General features: G+C 65.3%; 19 protein-coding genes. 13 read left to right on the forward strand and 6 right to left on the reverse strand.

The annotated features are described in order from the left end of the window. Window positions 1-111 precede the first annotated feature (111 nt). Genes ACFPU0_RS06985 through phnE form a run of 4 tightly spaced genes read left to right on the forward strand, consistent with a single transcriptional unit; the run spans window position 112 to window position 3,348 of the window. Window positions 112-963, forward strand: coding sequence for a putative selenate ABC transporter substrate-binding protein (locus ACFPU0_RS06985; protein WP_377692106.1), 852 nt, complete (start codon window positions 112-114; stop codon window positions 961-963). Next, window positions 960-1,766, forward strand: coding sequence for a phosphonate ABC transporter ATP-binding protein (locus ACFPU0_RS06990; protein WP_377692107.1), 807 nt, complete (start codon window positions 960-962; stop codon window positions 1,764-1,766). Before ACFPU0_RS06985 ends, ACFPU0_RS06990 begins: the two co-directional genes overlap by 4 nt. Continuing rightward, window positions 1,760-2,587 (forward strand): PhnE/PtxC family ABC transporter permease, encoded by an 828-nt coding sequence (locus ACFPU0_RS06995; RefSeq protein WP_377692109.1) that lies wholly within the window; start codon window positions 1,760-1,762, stop codon window positions 2,585-2,587. The genes ACFPU0_RS06990 and ACFPU0_RS06995 overlap by 7 nt, the downstream gene beginning before the upstream one ends. Next, a complete protein-coding gene (phnE, locus tag ACFPU0_RS07000; RefSeq protein WP_377692111.1) occupies window positions 2,584-3,348 on the forward strand; it encodes a phosphonate ABC transporter, permease protein PhnE in 765 nt (254 codons plus the stop codon). The genes ACFPU0_RS06995 and phnE overlap by 4 nt, the downstream gene beginning before the upstream one ends. A gap of 123 nt (window positions 3,349-3,471) precedes the next feature. Here phnE and ACFPU0_RS07005 read toward each other — a convergent pair whose 3' ends face one another. Both ACFPU0_RS07005 and ACFPU0_RS07010 read right to left on the reverse strand, forming a co-directional pair. Then, window positions 3,472-3,840: a DUF5064 family protein gene (locus ACFPU0_RS07005; RefSeq protein WP_377692113.1), complete on the reverse strand. Its 369-nt coding sequence runs from the start codon at window positions 3,838-3,840 to the stop codon at window positions 3,472-3,474. A gap of 146 nt (window positions 3,841-3,986) precedes the next feature. Then, window positions 3,987-4,304 (reverse strand): DUF2288 domain-containing protein, encoded by a 318-nt coding sequence (locus ACFPU0_RS07010; RefSeq protein WP_377692114.1) that lies wholly within the window; start codon window positions 4,302-4,304, stop codon window positions 3,987-3,989. A 303-nt stretch (window positions 4,305-4,607) separates the two neighbouring features. Here ACFPU0_RS07010 and ACFPU0_RS07015 point away from each other — a divergent pair, with 303 nt between their 5' ends. From ACFPU0_RS07015 to ACFPU0_RS07040, 6 genes are all read left to right on the forward strand, one after another. Beyond that, entirely contained in the window at window positions 4,608-5,729 is a 1,122-nt protein-coding gene (locus tag ACFPU0_RS07015; RefSeq protein ID WP_377692115.1) for a branched-chain amino acid ABC transporter substrate-binding protein, read from the forward strand. Between the two features lie 115 nt (window positions 5,730-5,844). Next, complete coding sequence (gene livH / locus ACFPU0_RS07020) at window positions 5,845-6,768, forward strand: high-affinity branched-chain amino acid ABC transporter permease LivH (RefSeq protein ID WP_377692116.1); 924 nt, start codon at window positions 5,845-5,847, stop codon at window positions 6,766-6,768. After that, window positions 6,765-8,021, forward strand: coding sequence for a high-affinity branched-chain amino acid ABC transporter permease LivM (locus ACFPU0_RS07025; RefSeq protein WP_377692117.1), 1,257 nt, complete (start codon window positions 6,765-6,767; stop codon window positions 8,019-8,021). Before livH ends, ACFPU0_RS07025 begins: the two co-directional genes overlap by 4 nt. Then, the gene (livG, locus tag ACFPU0_RS07030; protein ID WP_377692119.1) at window positions 8,018-8,785 is read left to right on the forward strand and encodes a high-affinity branched-chain amino acid ABC transporter ATP-binding protein LivG; all 768 of its coding nucleotides are present in this window, start codon (window positions 8,018-8,020) and stop codon (window positions 8,783-8,785) included. The genes ACFPU0_RS07025 and livG overlap by 4 nt, the downstream gene beginning before the upstream one ends. A gap of 1 nt (window position 8,786) precedes the next feature. Continuing rightward, a complete protein-coding gene (locus ACFPU0_RS07035; protein ID WP_377692120.1) occupies window positions 8,787-9,488 on the forward strand; it encodes an ABC transporter ATP-binding protein in 702 nt (233 codons plus the stop codon). Window positions 9,489-9,776: 288 nt separating this feature from the next. Beyond that, window positions 9,777-11,390 carry an FMN-binding glutamate synthase family protein gene (locus ACFPU0_RS07040; RefSeq protein ID WP_377692121.1) on the forward strand — a complete coding sequence of 538 codons (1,614 nt, stop codon included), beginning with the start codon at window positions 9,777-9,779 and terminating at the stop codon, window positions 11,388-11,390. Between the two features lie 120 nt (window positions 11,391-11,510). On the opposite strand, the gene ACFPU0_RS07045 is transcribed toward ACFPU0_RS07040, so the two are convergent. Both ACFPU0_RS07045 and ACFPU0_RS07050 read right to left on the reverse strand, forming a co-directional pair. Next, window positions 11,511-12,293, reverse strand: coding sequence for an SDR family oxidoreductase (locus ACFPU0_RS07045; protein WP_377692122.1), 783 nt, complete (start codon window positions 12,291-12,293; stop codon window positions 11,511-11,513). A gap of 204 nt (window positions 12,294-12,497) precedes the next feature. Further along, entirely contained in the window at window positions 12,498-13,961 is a 1,464-nt protein-coding gene (locus ACFPU0_RS07050) for an aldehyde dehydrogenase family protein (protein ID WP_377692124.1), read from the reverse strand. 150 nt (window positions 13,962-14,111) lie between these two features. Here ACFPU0_RS07050 and ACFPU0_RS07055 point away from each other — a divergent pair, with 150 nt between their 5' ends. Beyond that, window positions 14,112-15,053, forward strand: a complete 942-nt coding sequence (locus ACFPU0_RS07055) for a LysR substrate-binding domain-containing protein (RefSeq protein ID WP_377692125.1) — start codon at window positions 14,112-14,114, stop codon at window positions 15,051-15,053. Window positions 15,054-15,344: 291 nt separating this feature from the next. After that, complete coding sequence (locus ACFPU0_RS07060) at window positions 15,345-15,626, forward strand: peptidylprolyl isomerase (RefSeq protein ID WP_377692126.1); 282 nt, start codon at window positions 15,345-15,347, stop codon at window positions 15,624-15,626. Window positions 15,627-15,684: 58 nt separating this feature from the next. Here ACFPU0_RS07060 and ACFPU0_RS07065 read toward each other — a convergent pair whose 3' ends face one another. Further along, window positions 15,685-16,047, reverse strand: coding sequence for a hypothetical protein (locus ACFPU0_RS07065; RefSeq protein ID WP_377692127.1), 363 nt, complete (start codon window positions 16,045-16,047; stop codon window positions 15,685-15,687). Between the two features lie 559 nt (window positions 16,048-16,606). On the opposite strand from ACFPU0_RS07065, the gene ACFPU0_RS07070 reads away from it, so the two are divergent. After that, window positions 16,607-16,888: a hypothetical protein gene (locus ACFPU0_RS07070; protein WP_377692128.1), complete on the forward strand. Its 282-nt coding sequence runs from the start codon at window positions 16,607-16,609 to the stop codon at window positions 16,886-16,888. 168 nt (window positions 16,889-17,056) lie between these two features. Here the strand turns inward: ACFPU0_RS07070 and ACFPU0_RS07075 are convergent, their stop codons facing one another. Further along, window positions 17,057-18,184, reverse strand: coding sequence for a hypothetical protein (locus tag ACFPU0_RS07075; protein WP_377692129.1), 1,128 nt, complete (start codon window positions 18,182-18,184; stop codon window positions 17,057-17,059). Window positions 18,185-18,381 lie beyond the last annotated feature (197 nt).

An 18,381-nucleotide genomic window follows, 5' to 3' on the forward strand; every position in this document is an offset into this window, starting at 1 on the left:
CAGTTGGCGAAACGCACATCTTAACTGCCTGGTCAGCCACGTGAAGCTGCCAAGCAGCCGCCTGATCACTATAATCCGCCTGCCTTTTCCGCTATTGAACCGGAGAATCCCATGTTCAAACGCTCTCTCGCCCTTGTGGCCGGCATTGCGCTGTCCGTTTCCGCCGTTGTTTCCCAGGCCGCCGAGGTACTCAAGGTCTCGGCCATTCCCGACGAAGCCCCCACCGAACTGCTGCGCAAGTTCAAGCCCCTGGGCGCCTACCTCGAAAAAGAGCTGGGCATGAAAGTCGAGTTCGTGCCCGTGGCCGATTACGCCGCAGTGGTCGAATCCCTGGCGGCCGACCGCCTGGACATGGCCTGGCTCGGCGGCTTCACCTTCGTCCAGACGCGCCTGAAGACCGGCAATGCCATCCCTCTGGTCCAGCGTGAACAGGACGAGAAGTTCACCAGCAAGTTCATCAGCGCCGACCCCGCGGTGAAGTCCCTGCAGGATCTCAAGGGCAAGACCTTCGCCTTCGGTTCGGTATCGTCCACCTCCGGCAGCCTGATGCCGCGCTACTTCATGCAGAAGGACGGCATAGTACCCGAGCAGTTCTTCTCCCGCGTCGCCTACTCCGGCGCCCACGACGCCACAGTGGCCTGGGTCCAGGCCGGCAAGGTGGACGGCGGCGTGCTCAACGCCAGCGTCTGGCAGAAACTGGTGGATGCCGGCAAGGTGGACACCGCCAAGGTCAAGGTCTTCGCCACCACCCCGACCTACTACGACTACAACTGGACCGTGCGCGGCACCCTCGACCCGGCCCTGGCCGAGAAGATCAAGCAGGCCTTCCTCGCCCTCGACCCGGCCAACCCGGAGCACAAGGCGATCCTCGACCTGCAGGCCGCCAGCCGCTTCATCCCGACCAAGCCGGAGAACTACGCCGGCATCGAGGAAGCCGCACGCTCGGCCGGCCTGTTGAAGTGAGCCTGTCGCTGCATGGCGTGGACCTGGTCCACGCCAACGGCCAGCCCGCACTGCGGGGTATCGACCTGGTCGTCGGCAACGGCGAGAGGGTGGCCATCATCGGCCCCTCCGGCGCCGGCAAGACCAGCCTGCTGCGCCTGCTGGCCACCAGCCTGAAACCCGCCGCCGGGCAGCTCGAGCTGCTCGGCGCCGCGCCCTGGTCGCTGTCCGCCACCGCGCGCCAGCGCCTGCGCGCACGCATCGGCCTGGTCCACCAGGCCCCGCCCCTGCCGCCCCGGCAGCGGGTGGTTACCGCCGTGCTCGCCGGCAAGCTCGGCCAGTGGCCGCTGGCCAAGGGGCTGCTGAACCTGCTGCACCCGCTGGACAGCGCCGGCGCGGCCGCGGCCCTGGCCCGGCTGGATCTCTCCGACAAGCTCTTCGAGCGCTGCGACCAGCTGTCCGGCGGCCAGTTGCAACGCGTCGGCATCGCCCGCGTGCTCTACCAGGCACCGGAGCTGATCCTCGCCGACGAGCCCGTCTCCGCCATGGACCCGGTGCTGGCCGACCACACCCTCGGCGTGCTCTGCGCCGAAGCCAGCCGTCGTCGCGTCACCCTGCTGGCCAGCCTGCACGCAGTGGAGCTGGCCCTGGCGCACTTCCCGCGCATCGTCGGCGTGCGCGATGGCCGCATCGCCTTCGACCGGCCCCGTGAAGCGGTGAGCCAGGCCGATCTCGACGCCCTTTACGTCAACGAACAACTGCAAGGCGACCTGCCTTACTCGTCGCCCGTGCCGACGCCCGCACTGCATATCCCGCGATGCTGAAAACCGCCCCCCGCGACCCCGCGGCCCTGCCCCGCCTGCTCCTCACTGTCCTGGCCCTGGCCCTGCTGTGGCCGGGGCTGGAGTTGAGCGAACTGAACCCGGCGGTGCTGCTGGATGAGGGCAACGCCCGCACCATGGGCCAGTTCCTCTCCGCCTTCTGGCCGCCCGAGCATGGCGAGGAGTTCCTGCTTCTATTGGGCCGCGCCACCCTCGAGACCCTGGCCATCGCCACCGCCGGCATGAGCCTGGCGCTGCTGATCGCCCTGCCCGCCTCGCTCTGGGCCAGTCGCGTGCTGTCGCTTTCCGCCCTGCCCCGCGGCGGCCGCCCGGCATGGTGGGCCCTGGCCCTGCGCTGGCCGGTGCGCGGGCTGCTGATCTTCCTGCGCAGCGTGCCGGAAATCGTCTGGGCCCTGCTCTTCGTCCGCGCCGTGGGCCTGGGCCCCACCGCCGGGGTGCTGGCCATCGCCATCACCTACAGCGGCATGCTCGGCAAGGTCTACGCCGAAGTCTTCGAATCGGTCGACCCGCGCCCCGCCCGCGCCCTGCTCGCCTCCGGCAGTCCGCGCCTGGCGGCCTTCGCCTATGGCGTACTGCCCGTTGCTGCGGCGGAAGTGATCTCCTACAGCGTCTACCGCTGGGAGTGCGCGGTGCGCGCCTCGGTGGTGATGGGCTTCGTCGGCGCCGGCGGCCTGGGCCAGCAGATGGACCTGTCGATGCGCATGTTCGCCGGCGGCGAAGTGGCCAGCATGCTGCTGACCTTCCTCGCCCTGGTACTGCTGGCCGACCAGCTCAGCCGCTTCCTGCGCGGGCGGTTCGCATGAGGGCGGGCAACATCCTGGTGCTCCTTGTCCTGCTGGCGGTGGCCGGCGCGTCCTTCATCTGGCTGGGCATCGACCTGGGCGCCCTGTTCGGCGGCGACTCCCTGCAGCAGATGGGCGGCTACGCGGCGCGCTTCCTCGAACCCGACCTGTCCGCCCCGCATCTGGCGGCCATCGGCCGGGGGGCCGTGGAAACCCTCGCCATGTCGGCCCTCGGCACCCTGCTGGCGGCACTGCTCGGCCTGGTGCTCGCCCTGCCCGCCGCCGGCCGCTTCGGCAGCCTCGCCCAAGGTGGCGCGCGGCTGCTGCTGAACGCCCTGCGCGCAGTGCCGGAACTGGTCTGGGCCGCGCTGATGGTGCTGGCCGCCGGGCTCGGCCCGAACGCCGGGACCCTGGCCCTGGCGCTGCACACCGCTGGCGTGCTGGGTCGCCTGTTCGCCGAAGCCCTGGAAAACACCCCGCCGGAACCGGCCGAGGCCATCCGCCTGAATGGCGGCGGACGCGTCGCCGCCTTCTGCTACGGCACCCTGCCCAGCGTCTGGCCGCAGCTGGTGGCCTACATGCTCTATCGCTGGGAGAACAATATCCGCATGGCCAGCGTGCTCGGCTTCGTCGGCGCCGGCGGCCTCGGGCAGATGCTCTACCTGAGCCTGTCGCTGTTCCAGGAAGCCCAGGCAGCCAGCGTGATCCTCGCCATGCTGGTCCTGGTACTGGCCGTGGATGCCCTGAGCGGCTGGATGCGCCAGCGCTGGGTCAGCGCTTGAGGGAAATGGCGGGGAGGGTACCCTGTGGGGGCGATTTCAATCGCCGAGCAGGCCGAAGGGCTGCCCATCGGACGTCCCGGGGGCAGCGTTGCTGCCCTCAGCGAATGAATTCGCCCCCACAGGTCAGAAGCGGTCCTTCTCCAGATGGTCGAAGTTCACCGCTTCGCCCGGTTTGGCGCCGAGTACCCGGCGGATGTCCTCGAAGATCAGGTCGTATTCCTTGTGATTGCGCATGATCAGGGTCTGGTTGGGATTGAGCCCGTTCTTCGCGGCAACCTTGGAAACCACGGCGGCGAAGTTGAACGCCGTGTCGCGGTGCATCTCGAACTCCTCCTCGAAATGCTTGCCTTCGATCTCGCCCACCATGCGGAAGTGCAGCATGGTGCCCTCCTTGGCATCGGGGCGCGCCTGGTAATAGAGGTCGATGGAGAATTCCTGCTGTCCCGGGATTCCGGGCACATTGGCCCGATGTACATGGCCTGGCTCGAACATGGTGACGCTCCCTGTTGCTGATCAAAGTGGGGAAGGTGGATTCAGTCTAGCTCGCTCCACCGGCTTTGCCCCTGTCCCAGATCAGTGCAACGTCGGGCCGGCGGCCCGTTCCCGGATCAGCGCCCTGCTGCCCGGGAGCGCCGCGTTCAGTGCCGGGTCGGTGCCTCGTCGCGCTCCTGGATCAGCACCCAGGGCGCCACCACCACCGCCCAGAGCTTCGGGTCGCGCGCCAGCAGGTCCTGGGCACGGCTCTCCTCCACCTTGCTGAGCTTGCCGGCGGCCAGCAGGGCCGCGATCCGGGCCTTGTCGTCCTCGGCCACCGCCAGGGCGACGCCCACCAGGTCTTCCGCCCCGTCCACCCAGAGCAGCGCGCCACGGGCGAAGAAGGGCTGCAGCTCTTCCCAGGAAATCGCGGCGGTTTCGCCGAGCAGCTTGGCATAAAGGGTGCTAGCGTTGTCGTTCATGGCTTGCTTTGAGTTGGTTGGTTACGGATGGATTGGGGGGCGCAATGATAGCGCCGGTCAACATTCAGACAAGTCCAGCCTGACGACTCCTACCACGCTCGAGACACGCCGTATTTCTGTACGTTTGTTTCGATTAAGCGACACAAGATCATTCCGTCATCAAAACCCGACTTTTCAAGCCGTAAATCGGCAATCTACACTGTTCCGGTACAGTTGCCGGGGTATGTTGGCGGGGTGCAATACCTTGTCCCGTAGCTTCGGCAAACAGGACAACAACAATGAAAAACACAAGAGTGGAGCACTATGAATAAGGCTACCAAGCAGATTTCCAAACTGTTCGCCGCCATGGCTCTGGCCGGTGTCGCCAGCTACTCCGTAGCAGCCGATACCATCAAGATCGCCCTGGCTGGCCCGGTGACCGGTGCGGTTGCCCAGTACGGCGAGATGCAGTTCATTGGCGCCAAGATGGCAATCGAGCAGATCAACAAGGCCGGCGGGGTGAACGGCGCTCAGCTCGAAGGCGTGGTCTACGACGACGCATGCGACCCGAAACAGGCCGTTGCCGTAGCCAACAAGATCGTCAACGACGGTATTCACTACGTGGTTGGCCACCTCTGCTCCAGCTCCACCCAGCCCGCGTCCGACATCTATGAAGACGAAGGCATCCTGATGATCACCGCGGCTTCCACCAGCCCGGACATCACCTCCCGCGGCTACCAGCTGGTGTTCCGCACCATCGGCCTGGACAGCCTGCAAGGCCCGACCGCCGGCAACTTCATCGCCGACCACATCAAGCCCAAGGCCGTCGCCGTCATCCACGACAAGCAGCAGTACGGCGAAGGCATCGCCACTGCCGTGAAGCAGACCCTGGAGTCCAAGGGCGTCAAGGTGCCGCTGTTCGAAGGCATCAACGCCGGCGACAAGGACTTCTCCACCATCGTCGCCAAGCTGAAGCAGGCGGGCGTGGACTTCGTCTACTACGGCGGCTACCACCCGGAACTCGGCCTGCTGCTGCGCCAGTCGGCTGAAAAAGGCCTGAAGGTCCGCTTCATGGGTCCGGAAGGCGTGGGCAACAAGGAACTCTCCGCCATCGCCGGCCCGGCTTCCGAAGGCCTGCTGGTGACCCTGCCGAAGTCCTTCGACCAGGATCCGAAGAACCAGGCCCTGGTAGAGGCCTTCAAGGCCAAGAACGAAGACCCGAGCGGTCCGTTCGTGTTCCCGGCCTACGCCGCTGTGCAGGTCATCGCCGAAGGCATCAAGAAAGCCGGCGACGACGACACCACCAAGGTCGCGGCCGCCCTGCGCGCCAACTCGTTCGAAACCCCGACCGGTACCCTGGCCTTCGATCAGAAGGGCGATCTGAAGGATTTCAGCTTCGTGGTGTACGAGTGGCACAAGGACGGCACCAAGACCGAAGCTAAGTAAGCTTCCCGCCTGAACGCAAAGCCCACTGCTACGGCAGTGGGCTTTGTCTATCCGTGTTTTACGGGCTCCGCCGCGCCACAAGCGCCGCTTTACGTGATGCCCGAGGAGTTAGGGAATGCCTGATCTCTACCACTATCTGCAACAGCTGGTTAACGGGCTCACCGTTGGCAGCACCTATGCCCTGATCGCCATCGGCTACACCATGGTCTACGGCATCATCGGCATGATCAACTTCGCCCACGGCGAGGTTTACATGATCGGCTCGTACGTAGCCTTCATCGTGATTGCCGGGCTTACCATGCTCGGTCTGGACAGCCTTCCGATCGTCATCGTCGCGGCCTTCGCCGCGAGCATCATCGTTGCAAGCGCTTACGGTTACAGCATCGAACGGGTCGCCTACCGCCCGCTTCGCGGCAGCAACCGGCTGATCCCGCTGATCTCCGCGATCGGCATGTCGATCTTCCTCCAGAACGAAGTACTGCTGACCCAGGACTCCAAGGACAAGGCCATCCCCAACCTGATTCCGGGGAACTTCATCCTGGGTGAAAGCAGCATGAACGGCGTCGTGATCTCCTACATGCAGATCCTGATCTTCGTCGTCACCTTCCTGGTCATGTACGGCCTCACCCTGTTCATCTCCCGCTCGCGCCTGGGCCGTGCCTGCCGCGCCTGCGCCGAAGACATCAGGATGGCCAACCTGCTGGGCATCAACACCAACAACATCATCGCCCTGACCTTCGTCATCGGCGCCACCCTGGCTGCGGTCGCCGCGGTACTGCTGGGCATGCAGTACGGCGTGATCAATCCGCACATCGGCTTCCTCGCCGGTATCAAGGCCTTCACCGCGGCGGTACTCGGCGGCATCGGCAGCATTCCGGGCGCCATGCTCGGCGGCCTGGTGCTGGGCGTGGCCGAAGCCTTTGGCGCCGATATCTTCGGCGACCAGTACAAGGACGTCGTGGCCTTCAGCCTGCTGGTCCTGGTCCTGTTGTTCCGGCCCACCGGCATCCTTGGCCGTCCGGAGGTGGAGAAGGTATGAATACTCGATTCAAAACGGCGTTCTTCAGCGCCCTTCTGGTGCTGGCCGTCGCCTATCCGGTGCTCGGCCTGAAACTCAGCGTGGTCGGCGTCGGCCTGGTGGTCACCGGTGCGGACACCCCCACCCTGCTCACCATCGCCGGCGGCGCCCTGCTCATGTTCGTCTGGCAGCTGTTCCGCGACCAGGTCAGCAGCATCCTGGCCGGCGCGCCCAAGATGCCGGGCATGTCGAAGAAGACCAGCAACTTCCTCACCCTGCCCTCCACCCAGCGCTGGGCGGTGCTCGGCCTGATCGTGGTCGCCCTGGTGTGGCCCTTCTTCGGCTCGCGCGGCGCGGTGGACATCGCCACGCTGATCCTGATCTACGTGCTGCTGGGCCTGGGCCTGAACATCGTGGTCGGCCTGGCGGGCCTGCTGGACCTGGGTTACGTCGGCTTCTACGCCGTCGGCGCCTACAGCTATGCCCTGCTCTCGCACTACTACGGCCTGGGTTTCTGGGTGTGCCTGCCGATCGCCGGCCTGATGGCGGCCTTCTTCGGCTTCATCCTCGGCTTCCCGGTGCTGCGCCTGCGCGGTGACTACCTGGCCATCGTGACCCTGGGCTTCGGCGAGATCATCCGCATCCTCCTGCGCAACCTGACCTGGCTGACCGGCGGCCCCAACGGCATCAGCAACATCGACAAGCCGACCCTGTTCGGCCTGACGTTCGAGCGCCGCGCCGAAGAGGGCCTGCAGACCTTCCACGAGTATTTCGGCATCGCCTACAACTCGGTGAACAAGGTGGTCTTCCTCTACCTGGTCGCCCTGCTGCTGGCCCTGCTCGCCCTGTTCGTGATCAACCGCCTGCTGCGCATGCCGCTGGGCCGGGCCTGGGAAGCCCTGCGCGAAGACGAGATCGCCTGCCGCGCCCTGGGCCTGAACCCCACGGTGATCAAGCTCTCGGCCTTCACCCTGGGCGCCTGCTTCGCCGGTTTCGCCGGCAGCTTCTTCGCCGCGCGCCAGGGCCTGGTGACCCCCGAGTCCTTCACCTTCATCGAGTCGGCGACCATCCTCGCCATCGTCGTGCTGGGTGGCCTGGGCTCCCAGTTGGGCGTGATCCTCGCAGCCGTGGTGATGATCCTGCTGCCCGAACTCATGCGTGAGTTCAGCGAGTACCGCATGCTGATGTTCGGCGCCCTGATGGTGCTGATGATGATCTGGCGTCCGCAGGGCCTGATGCCGATGCAACGTCCCCACCTGGAGCTGAAACAATGAGCCGCCCGATTCTCGAGGTAAGCGGTCTCACCATGCGCTTCGGCGGCCTGCTGGCCGTCAACGGGGTGGGCCTGACCGTGAACGAAAAACAAGTGGTCTCCATGATCGGCCCGAACGGCGCCGGCAAGACCACGGTGTTCAACTGCCTGACCGGCTTCTACCAGCCGACCTCCGGCAGCATCCGCCTGGACGGCGAGCAGATCGAGGCCCTGCCGGGTCACAAGATCGCCCACCGTGGCGTGGTGCGGACCTTCCAGAACGTCCGCCTGTTCAAGGAAATGACCGCGGTGGAAAACCTGCTGGTCGCCCAGCACCGCCACCTCAACACCAACTTCCTCGCCGGCCTCTTGAAGACCCCGGGCTTTCGCAAGAGCGAGCGCGAGGCCATGGCCTACGCGGCCCACTGGCTGGAAAAGGTGAATCTGACCGAGGTCGCCAACCGTCCCGCCGGCACCCTGGCCTATGGTCAGCAGCGCCGCCTGGAGATCGCCCGCTGCATGATGACGCGCCCGCGCATCCTCATGCTCGACGAGCCGGCCGCCGGCCTCAACCCGCGCGAGACCGAGGACCTCAAGGCGCTGATCGCCATGCTGCGCAACGAGCACAACGTGACCGTGCTGCTGATCGAGCACGACATGAAGCTGGTGATGAGCATTTCCGACCACATCTATGTGATCAACCAGGGCACCCCCCTGGCCGACGGCACGCCGGAGCAGATCCGCAGCAACCCCGACGTGATCAAAGCCTATCTGGGGGAGGCCTGACATGCTTACGTTCGACAAGGTTTCCACCTTCTACGGCAAGATCCAGGCGCTGCACGGCGTCAGCGTGGATGTGAAGAAAGGCGAGATCGTCACCCTGATCGGCGCCAACGGCGCCGGCAAGTCGACCCTGCTGATGACCCTCTGCGGCTCGCCACGGGCGGCCGGCGGCAGCATCCGCTACGAGGGCGAGGAACTGGTGGGCAAGGAGTCCTACGACATCATGCGCAAGAGCATCGCCGTCGTGCCGGAAGGCCGCCGCGTGTTCGCCCGCCTGACCGTCGAAGAGAACCTGGCCATGGGCGGCTTCTTCACCGCCAAGGGCGACTTCCAGGAGCAGATGGACAAGGTGCTGCACCTGTTCCCGCGCCTGAAGGAGCGCTTCGAGCAACGCGCCGGCACCATGTCCGGCGGCGAACAGCAGATGCTCGCCATCGGCCGCGCGCTGATGAGCAAGCCCAAGCTGCTGCTGCTCGACGAGCCGTCCCTCGGTCTCGCGCCGATCATCATCCAGCAGATCTTCGACATCATCGAACAGCTGCGCCGCGACGGCGTGACCATCTTCCTGGTGGAACAGAACGCCAACCAGGCGCTCAAGCTGGCCGACCGCGGCTATGTGCTGGAAAACGGACGCATCGTCATGCAGGGCAGCGGCGACGACCTGCTCAACGACCCCAAGGTGCGCGACGCCTACCTCGGCGGCTAAGCGCCCCGCTCCACCGAAAACGGCCCCTCGCGGGCCGTTTTCTTTTGCAGGAGCGAAGAACGTAGGAGCGAGCTCTGCTCGCGAAAAATGCGCGGTGCCCGGATTCGCGAGCAGAGCTCGCTCCTACACTCAAACTTCCATTTGTAGGGGCGAATTCATTCGCCAAAGGGACGCGAAGCGCCCCCCTGCACGATGAGGCCTGGTCCTACGCCTCGCCCTTGAGCCATCGCAAGGCAATTCCCGCTCATTGCACTACTCTGTGCCGGTACCTGCAAACAAGGAGTCCGCATGAGCCTTTCGCTGCTGAGCCGCTACGCCTTCTTCGCCTTCTGCGTGCTGTTCACTCTCTTCAGCCTTCCGTTCACCGACCATGACTGGGTCTGGCCCTTCACCCTGCTCACCGGAGCGCTGAGCCTGCTGGGTGTCTTCGACCTGCTGCAGGCGCCCCACGCGGTGCGGCGCAACTACCCGATCCTCGGCAATATCCGCTACCTGGTGGAAGGCATCCGCCCGGAAATCCGCCAGTACCTGCTGGAAGCCGACGACGACCGCCTGCCCTTCTCCCGGGCCCAGCGCTCGCTGGTCTACGCGCGGGCCAAGAACGAGGGCGGCGACAAGCCCTTCGGCACCCTGATCGACGTCTACCGCGCCGGCTACGAATTCATCGGCCACTCCATGCGCCCGGCCCCGCTTTCCGACCCCTCCAGCTTCCGCGTGGTGGTGGGCGGCCCGCAGTGCAGCCACCCCTACTCGGCCTCGGTGTTCAACATCTCGGCCATGAGCTTCGGCTCCCTCAGCGCCAACGCCATCCGCGCACTGAACCGTGGCGCCAAGCTGGGCAACTTCTATCACGACACCGGCGAAGGCAGCATCAGCCCCTACCACCGCGAAAACGGCGGCGACCTGGTCTGGGAGCTGGGCAGCGGTTACTTCGGCTGCCGCACCAGCGACGGCCAGTTCGATCCGGAGCGCTTCGCCACCCAGGCGCGCAGCCCGCAGGTGCGGATGATCGAAATCAAGGTTTCTCAGGGCGCCAAGCCGGGGCACGGCGGCATCCTGCCCAAGCACAAGGTCACCGAGGAAATCTCCCTCACCCGCGGCGTGCCCATGGGCGAGGACTGCATCTCCCCGTCCCGCCACAGCGCCTTCTCCACTCCCATCGAGATGATGCATTTCATTGCGAAGCTGCGGGAGCTGTCCGGCGGCAAGCCGGTGGGCTTCAAGTTCTGTCTCGGCCACCCCTGGGAATTCATGGGCATCGCCAAGGCCATGCTGGAAACCGGCATCCTCCCCGATTTCATTGTCGTCGACGGCAAGGAAGGCGGCACCGGCGCGGCGCCCCTGGAATTCACCGACCATATCGGCGTACCGCTGCGTGAAGGCCTGCTGTTCGTGCACAACACCCTGGTCGGCCTGAACCTGCGGGACAAGATCAAGCTCGGCGCCAGCGGCAAGATCATCAGCGCCTTCGACATCGCCAGCGTGCTGGCCATAGGCGCCGACTGGGCCAATTCGGCGCGCGGCTTCATGTTCGCCATCGGCTGCATCCAGTCGCAGTCCTGCCACACCAACAAGTGCCCCACCGGCGTCGCCACCCAGGACAAGCTGCGCCAGCGCGCCCTGGTGGTGCCGGACAAGGCCCAGCGGGTGCAGATGTTCCACCGCAACACCCTGAAGGCCCTGGCGGAAATGCTCGCCGCCGCCGGCCTCGAGCATCCCAACCAGCTGGAGCCCCGGCACGTGGTGCGGCGCGTCTCGGACAAGGAAATCCGCCTGTTCTCGCAGATCCACGTCTTCCTAAAGCCGGGGGACCTGCTCAAGGACAAGATCGAGGCGGACTTCTACGAGCGCATGTGGGCGATGGCGCGGGCGGACAGCTTCGAGCCATCGTGCGGATGGTGAACCCTCTGGGGCCGCTGCGCGGCCATTAGCGAATAAATTCGCCCCCACAGGAGCAGCACGAACCGCTCTTGTGGGGGCGAATTCATTCGCGAAGCAGCCCGCAGGGCTGCCCTGACAGACTCACCCCTTGAGCACCCCACCATCCACCGGAATCAGCGCCCCGGTGACATAGCTGGCCAGCGGACTGGCCAGGAAGGCCGCCACCGCGCCGAACTCCTCGGTCGCGCCATAGCGCCCCACCGGGATCGCCGCCTGTTCCTTGGCCATCAGGCTCGCCACCGACGTGCCGCTGCGTTCGGCGGCGCGCAACGTCAGGGTCTCGGTGCGCTCGGTCCAGAACGAGCCCGGCATCAGGGTATTCACCGTCACCCCATCGGCCGCCACTTCGGACGAGAGCGTCTTGGCCCAGTTGGCCAGGGCGGCACGCAGGGCACTGGAGAGCACCAGGCCGGGAATCGGTTCCACCACGCTGGTGGAGGAGATCATCAGGATGCGCCCGAAGCGTCGCTGGCGCATGCCGGGCAGGAAGGCGTTCACCAGCGCCATGCTGCTCAACAGCATGGCATCCAGCTGGCGGTGCCAGAGTTGCGGGTCGAAGTCCACAGCGTTGATCGGCGGCGGTCCACCGTTGTTGGCGACCAGAATGTCCGGCGCGCCGATGGCGGCGACCACCTGCTCGATGGCCATGTCCACCGCCCCCAGGTCGCTCAGGTCCACCGCCACCGCCTGGGCCTCGCCGCCCTCGCGACGAATGCGCTCCACCGCCAGGTCCAGCTTCGACAGGTTGCGCGCCAGCAGGCAGACCCGCACGCCTTCCCTGGCCAGGGCCTCGGCCACGCCGAAGCCCAACCCGGAGCTGCCGCCGCACACCAGGGCGCTGCGGTTTTCAAGTTGAAGGTCCATGATCAGCACTCCATTTCCAGGTTCACCCGCCAGTGTGCGCCTTCAACCGCCAGGCACAATCCCTGTGGGGGCGAATTCATTCGCCAAGGGCAGCGTAGCTGCCCCGTAGGGTGGATAGCGCTCTTCCATCCACCATTCGGCGCTCGACCTGACCCCGATGGTGGACCGATAAAGCGTGGCCCACCCTACACAAGGCGGACGAACTCAGACCGCCCTTACCACATGCTTCAGCTCCTGGAACGAAGCCAGGCCCCAGGGGCCGAGTTCGCGGCCGATGCTGCTCTGCTTGTAACCACCCCAGGCGGTCTGCGGGAAGATCACCTGGGGCGAATTGATCCACACCATGCCCGCCTGCAGGGCGTTGGCCACGCGCTCGGCGGCTTCCAGGTCGGCGCTCACCACGCTGGCCACCAGGCCGAACTCGCTGTCATTGGCCAGTTCGATGGCCTCTTCCTCCGTGGCGAAGCTGCGCACGCAGAGCACCGGGCCGAAGATCTCCTCGTTCCACAGGGCACTGTCCTTCGGCACATCGGTGAACACGGTCGGCTTGAGGAAGTAACCACGCTGCAGCTCCGCCGGACGCTCACCACCGCAGACCAGACGCGCGCCGGCAGCAATGCCGCGCTCGACATGGCCACGCACCCGTTGGTACTGCGCCGCGTTCACCAGGGCGCCCATTTCCACGCCTTCGCTGAAGGGATCGCCCACCCTGGTGGCCTCGGCACGGGCCTGCACCCGGGCGAGGAAATCCGCCGCCAGGGGTTCGGCGACCAGCACGCGGCTGGTGGCGGAGCACATCTGCCCGGCGTTGAAGAAGGCGCCGCCGCAGGCCAGCTCCACGGCCAGATCCAGGTCGGCCCGCTCCAGTACCAGCAGCGACGACTTGCCACCCAGTTCCAGGCTGATGCCTTTCACGGTTTCCGCCGCGCGCTGCATCACCTGAATGCCCACGGCGTTGCTGCCGGTGAAGGACACCTTGGCCACCTTCGGGTGCGACGACAGCGGCGCACCCACTGCCAGGCCGGTGCCGCAGACGACGTTGAGCACGCCCGTCGGCAGGCCGGCCTCGTGAATGATGCGCGCCAGTTCCAGCTCCGGCAGCGGCGTCACCTCGGAAGGCTTGAGCACCACGGCGCATCCGGCAGCCAGGGCCGGGGCGAGCTTCCAGGCGGTGGTCACCATCGGGAAGTTCCAGGGCACGATCAGCCCCACCACACCCACGGGCTCGCGGCGCAGGCGGGCGGCGAAGTCCTCGCTGGGCAGCTCCACCGGACAGTCCTGCCGGGCATCCAGGCCCTCGGCCAGGCCGGCGTAGTACTCGAAGGTGCCGATCACGTCGTCGACATCGATGGCCGCCTCGAACAGCGGCTTGCCGTTGTTGAGCGACTGCAACCGGATCAGGGTTTCCCGACGCTGGCGCACCCCCTCGGCGATGCGGCGCAGCACCGCACCACGCTCGGCGCCGCTGCTCCGCGCCCAGGCCGGGAAGGCACGGCTGGCCGCCTGCACGGCCTGGTCGACGCTCGCCGCATCGCCGGTGCCGACACTGGCCAGTCGCTCTTCGGTGGAAGGGTTCACCACGTCCAGGGGCGCGGCAGCGGGCAGCCATTGGCCGTTGATGTACACACCGGACAGGGTTTCGGTGAAGGTCGGGATGGCATTCGACATTGCAGGGGCTCCAGGAACAGAACTGGGAACAGCCGCTCCCTGCACGAGAGGCTGGAGGGCCATGATTGGCGCCCATTGAGCCGCCAGGAGGTGAGACTGACAAGGCAAAAATCGTCATACTAGCCATGCATCCACGTCATGGCTCATCCAATGAAGCGCCTGCCTCCCCTGCCCGCCCTGCACACCTTCCTGGTCACCGCCCAGTGCTGCAACTTCACTCGTGCAGCCGAGCTGCTGCACATCACCCAGGGCGCCGTCAGCCGGCAGATCGCCGGGCTGGAAAGCCACCTCGGCTACCCCCTGTTCCTGCGCCAGGCACGGGGTCTGGCCCTGACCGACCAGGGCCGCGACCTCTACCCGCGCATCCAGCAGGTCTTCGCCCTGATCGATGAAGCCGTGGAAGAAGTCAGTGCCAGGCGCAAGGCCCTGCAGCTCAAGGCTCCCACCTGTGCGATGCGCTGGCTGCTGCCGCGCCTGATGAAATGGCAGGCCGAGCGCCCGGATGTGCCGGTGGAACTGACCACCACCATCGCCTACGGCGTGGACTTCCGCCGCGACCAGTTCGATGCGGCCATCATCTATGGCACCGCGCCGGGCAGTAACGTCGCCGCGCACCATCTGTTCAACGAGCAACTGACGCCGGTCTGCACCCGGCAACTGCTGGAGCGCTCGCCGCCCCTGAAAACGCCGGCCGACCTCGAGCGCCATGTGCTGCTGCACCCGGGCCGCGACAAGCACGACTGGGAAGACTGGCTGCGCGCCGCCGGCCATGCCCCCGGCCCCCTCAGCGGCGGGCACCACTTCGACACCATGGACCTGGCGCTGTCCGTCGCCGCCCAGGGCGCCGGCATCGCCCTGGGCGACTGGTCGCTGATCGGCGAAGACCTCGCCAACGGCCACCTGGTGGCCCCCTTCGACATCAGAGTGCCCACCGGAGGCGCCTATTTCCTCGTCTATCCGGAGCGGCCCGGGCCCAGCCCGCAACTGCGCGAACTGGCGGGCTGGCTGGTCGCGGAGGCCCACGACATCAGCCAGCGCATCGAACTCGCCGCGCCCCGACCAGCCACGACGACACCGGCTCCGACCCGGTGAGCCACTTCAGCGTCGGCCGTTCATAGCCAGGCATGTGGCCAGTGGCCTCGTAGGGTGGATGGCGCTCTTCCATCCACCAGCATCGCCATGCCGAACCCCGATGGTGGATCGGTGAAGCGTGATCCACCCTACGACTGTTCATCGCCCAGCCTGGTCTGTTCCCTGTAGGGGCGAATTCATTCGCCAACCGACCCGCAGGATCGGCCAGCCAGGGCCCAATCGACCAACCACCTTGAATCACCCGCCAATTCCGCTAGGCTCTGCCCCTCAACAGACAAGGAGTACCCCACCATGGCACGCGCCACTGCCCGCCACATCCTGGTTGCCAGCGAAGAGAAGTGCAACGAACTGAAAGCCGCCATCGAAGCCGGTGCCGACTTCGCCGAAATCGCCAAGCAGCACTCCACCTGCCCCTCCAGCCGCGACGGCGGCAACCTCGGCTCCTTCGGCCGCGGCCAGATGGTCAAGGAATTCGACGCCGTCGTCTTCAGTGCCCCGCTGAACGTCGTGCAGGGCCCGGTGAAAACCCAGTTCGGCTACCACCTGCTGGAAGTCACCAGCCGCCAGGACTGATGTTCCCCCGGCGCCGCCGCCCGGCGGCGCCTGCTTCCCTTCAACCACTGCTAGAGACTCAATATCTCCCCAGGTCCGTCCCGATGAATATCCCCAGCCTCGGGTCGTAGTACTGGATCACCACCCGCGGGCCACCGTAGCGCGGATAGTAATAGGGGTGCGCGTAACCACCGTAGTAGCGGGGTGCGTAGATGACGCGCGGGCCGTGGTTGTAGTAGCCACGGTGATGCCTGAAGTGCTTGTGCCCGTAGAAATGCTTGTGGTGGTGCTTGTGGAAGTGGCGTCCACCGTGGCCGCCGCCGTTCCAGGCGAGCAGGGTTTCGCCGGAATTGCTGGTGGTGCCGGGCCAGGGTTGCTGGGCGAGGGCTTGGCCGCCGACGGCGCAGGCGAGGAGGAGTATCAACAGCTTGAGGATGCGCATGGCGAGCCCTCCTGAATGGTCCCCCCAAGTTTCACCCCCGCATTTGCAGTATAGTTTTTGACTACTTTCACCCCTGTCACAGCGCAGCCTTATGTCGGCAATCGGGGCTGCGGCGACGTACGGCGGGGGGGCTATTTCCTACAGATGTTTCTGTCCTCCAACCCCGTACGCCTACAGAGAAATTTCCTACGAGTCTTTAGCCTTGAGCGCCTACAAGCGCACTGGCTAGAGTCCGGCCTGTCACGGTCAATCCCGTGATCGGGCGTAGGAAACCCGGATAGACGACCAAGGCGCGGTAGCGGCATAGCCACTGGAGCAGATGTTTTCTGCCTGTATCTCCAGTGCGTATATGGCGGGCCGTGCGAGGAGGCCTCCTGGCCTGCCGGTTCTTGGTTGCCGGTTTTCCTACCCTTGCACGGCCCTGCCACCCAACCCGTAGGAAGGTTGGAGGCAGGCAATAAAGGCCCAACCAAGGTGCTTGCAATGGATAGCAACTTCCCGCCTTTTACCCACGCGCACCGCCGCACCATCCCCAGCGTTTCCGCCCCGGAGGTGCGCCATGTTTGAGTTCAAGCCCCTGCCCTCCCAACCCTACGACGACGTGATGTTCTTCAATCCCCGTGCATGCGCGGATCATCTCTTCGAAACCGCGCAGCAGCGCATGCATGCCGTGCTGGACCTGGTGCAGATGATCGAGCAGAGCGAGAGCCCGGGCATGGTGCGGCGGGAGGCTGCACGCCTGTCCTTCGTCATCGGTTTGTTGCTGGACGATGCCCGCTCGCTCTATGAGGCAGCCCATGAGCGAGCCATGGAATTGCAGAGGCAGGGAAGTTCGGCATGAGGCATATGGCGCGTTTCCCCAGGCTGTCGAAAACCGCGTAGGGTGCGCTGCGCGCACCGAAACGTCCGCGCGGAATTGCCGGTGCGCACGGCGCACCCTACGGGGCTTCCATGCAGCCCTTCGCGAATGTGCCGGCGGATGTCCCTGCGTACGCGAGAGAGCAACGGATTATCGAGATGCCCGTTGCCCCTTCGCTGCGAACTCGAGCCAGCTCAGGATTCCTTTGCGGTAGCCCGTCGAATCCAGCAACTCCCCAGCAGCGACCCAGCCGTCATCGTGTTCCTGCTGCCACTGCTCACCCCAGCTGTTCTTTATCCGCAGGGCGTCGTAGCACTCGACCTCATCGCCGGCACACATGCGGCGATAACCGTAGATGACCACCGAGTGGCCATTCTCATCGCCCTTGAAGCAACTCTCACCCTCTTCCTTGACGCAGACATTCTGCAGCAGCACAGGATTGTTCGCCCTGAGGGACTTCTTTATGGCAGCCATTACCGACGCATAGTTTCGCTGCTTCTCTGCCCTCGGGTAGAAGTTGAAAACCATGGAGTCCTTGAACTCGAAACGGGCCCTGCCTTCGGTTTCGCTGCAGGGTTCGGGAAAAATGGCTCGCTCCAGGAAGGCTCCGAACGAAGCCTCGCCAAGCGCTCGATACAGTTGCTCCGCGCTGGGCTGCGCGTTGCTCAGCTGGCTGAATTCCAGAACCGGATCGGCATCGTCCAGAGAACAGTCGGCACAAGGCGGAACGATACCCCGGTAGGCCTCATAGAACTCTTTCAGGCGTTCGAGATTGTTCCGCTGCATGAGCAGTTCATCCCGGGTAAGCGTCTGGTCGGTAGCGACCATGTCTTTGTACAGGGTCTGCGAGGGGAAGCAGGCTTCGCTGGCGACCGTGCCGACGAGGACAGTCGAAATATGCAAGGCCAGCGCTCCTGAGCCGCCCTCATCGATTCTGCTGTATGAAGACGGATAGTCCGGCTCGCCATCGGGCATGGAACCGAAACGGGTCATATCGAGGGTCGATGCCAGCTGGTCCGTGGGCGCACTTGGGCAATCGATCCCCTGGGACCTGCATGCGTAGAAATTGAAGATCATGGCCGCAGAATGGGCGAAGCAATTGCCGAAACCCTGTTGGTTCGTGGTCCTGGGCATGTTTTCAATCTGTATCTCGCTGCCCTCCTGAACGTGGAAATCTTCGTCGAACACCAGGAACGGCCATGGCGTAGCTTGTGCGGAGCTCGGCAGCAATGTGCCGACAGCGCAAGCACAGATCGCACACAGGAGCGCCTTCATCATTGCTGCTTCCTTTCCTGGGCTGACTGCCCGGCTCAGGTGCATGCGCTGCCACAGCACTAATGGCAAAACGCGACTACCCAACACTTTAGATGCCCCTGAACCGGTTCCCCAGGCAGGGATCTCCCTCTCGTCGGGCAGCGATTACCAATCGGCAGCCAAGGGGGTTGGCTGACCAACCGGAACCATTGGAAGGCTAT

This window comes from Pseudomonas sp. GCM10022186, assembly GCF_042656385.1.
GTDB lineage: Bacteria > Pseudomonadota > Gammaproteobacteria > Pseudomonadales > Pseudomonadaceae > Metapseudomonas.

Excerpts from the sequence above, each read along its gene's own strand:
- ACFPU0_RS06985 (WP_377692106.1), top strand. The coding sequence starts at position 112 with ATGTTCAAACGCTCTCTCGCCCTTGTGGCCGGCATTGCGCTGTCCGTT.
- ACFPU0_RS06995 (WP_377692109.1), top strand. The coding sequence starts at position 1,760 with ATGCTGAAAACCGCCCCCCGCGACCCCGCGGCCCTGCCCCGCCTGCTC.
- phnE (WP_377692111.1), top strand. The coding sequence starts at position 2,584 with ATGAGGGCGGGCAACATCCTGGTGCTCCTTGTCCTGCTGGCGGTGGCC.
- ACFPU0_RS07005 (WP_377692113.1), bottom strand. The coding sequence starts at position 3,840 with ATGTTCGAGCCAGGCCATGTACATCGGGCCAATGTGCCCGGAATCCCG.
- ACFPU0_RS07010 (WP_377692114.1), bottom strand. The coding sequence starts at position 4,304 with ATGAACGACAACGCTAGCACCCTTTATGCCAAGCTGCTCGGCGAAACC.
- ACFPU0_RS07015 (WP_377692115.1), top strand. The coding sequence starts at position 4,608 with ATGAATAAGGCTACCAAGCAGATTTCCAAACTGTTCGCCGCCATGGCT.
- livH (WP_377692116.1), top strand. The coding sequence starts at position 5,845 with ATGCCTGATCTCTACCACTATCTGCAACAGCTGGTTAACGGGCTCACC.
- ACFPU0_RS07025 (WP_377692117.1), top strand. The coding sequence starts at position 6,765 with ATGAATACTCGATTCAAAACGGCGTTCTTCAGCGCCCTTCTGGTGCTG.
- livG (WP_377692119.1), top strand. The coding sequence starts at position 8,018 with ATGAGCCGCCCGATTCTCGAGGTAAGCGGTCTCACCATGCGCTTCGGC.
- ACFPU0_RS07035 (WP_377692120.1), top strand. The coding sequence starts at position 8,787 with ATGCTTACGTTCGACAAGGTTTCCACCTTCTACGGCAAGATCCAGGCG.
- ACFPU0_RS07040 (WP_377692121.1), top strand. The coding sequence starts at position 9,777 with ATGAGCCTTTCGCTGCTGAGCCGCTACGCCTTCTTCGCCTTCTGCGTG.
- ACFPU0_RS07045 (WP_377692122.1), bottom strand. The coding sequence starts at position 12,293 with ATGGACCTTCAACTTGAAAACCGCAGCGCCCTGGTGTGCGGCGGCAGC.
- ACFPU0_RS07050 (WP_377692124.1), bottom strand. The coding sequence starts at position 13,961 with ATGTCGAATGCCATCCCGACCTTCACCGAAACCCTGTCCGGTGTGTAC.
- ACFPU0_RS07055 (WP_377692125.1), top strand. The coding sequence starts at position 14,112 with ATGAAGCGCCTGCCTCCCCTGCCCGCCCTGCACACCTTCCTGGTCACC.
- ACFPU0_RS07060 (WP_377692126.1), top strand. The coding sequence starts at position 15,345 with ATGGCACGCGCCACTGCCCGCCACATCCTGGTTGCCAGCGAAGAGAAG.
- ACFPU0_RS07065 (WP_377692127.1), bottom strand. The coding sequence starts at position 16,047 with ATGCGCATCCTCAAGCTGTTGATACTCCTCCTCGCCTGCGCCGTCGGC.
- ACFPU0_RS07070 (WP_377692128.1), top strand. The coding sequence starts at position 16,607 with ATGTTTGAGTTCAAGCCCCTGCCCTCCCAACCCTACGACGACGTGATG.
- ACFPU0_RS07075 (WP_377692129.1), bottom strand. The coding sequence starts at position 18,184 with ATGATGAAGGCGCTCCTGTGTGCGATCTGTGCTTGCGCTGTCGGCACA.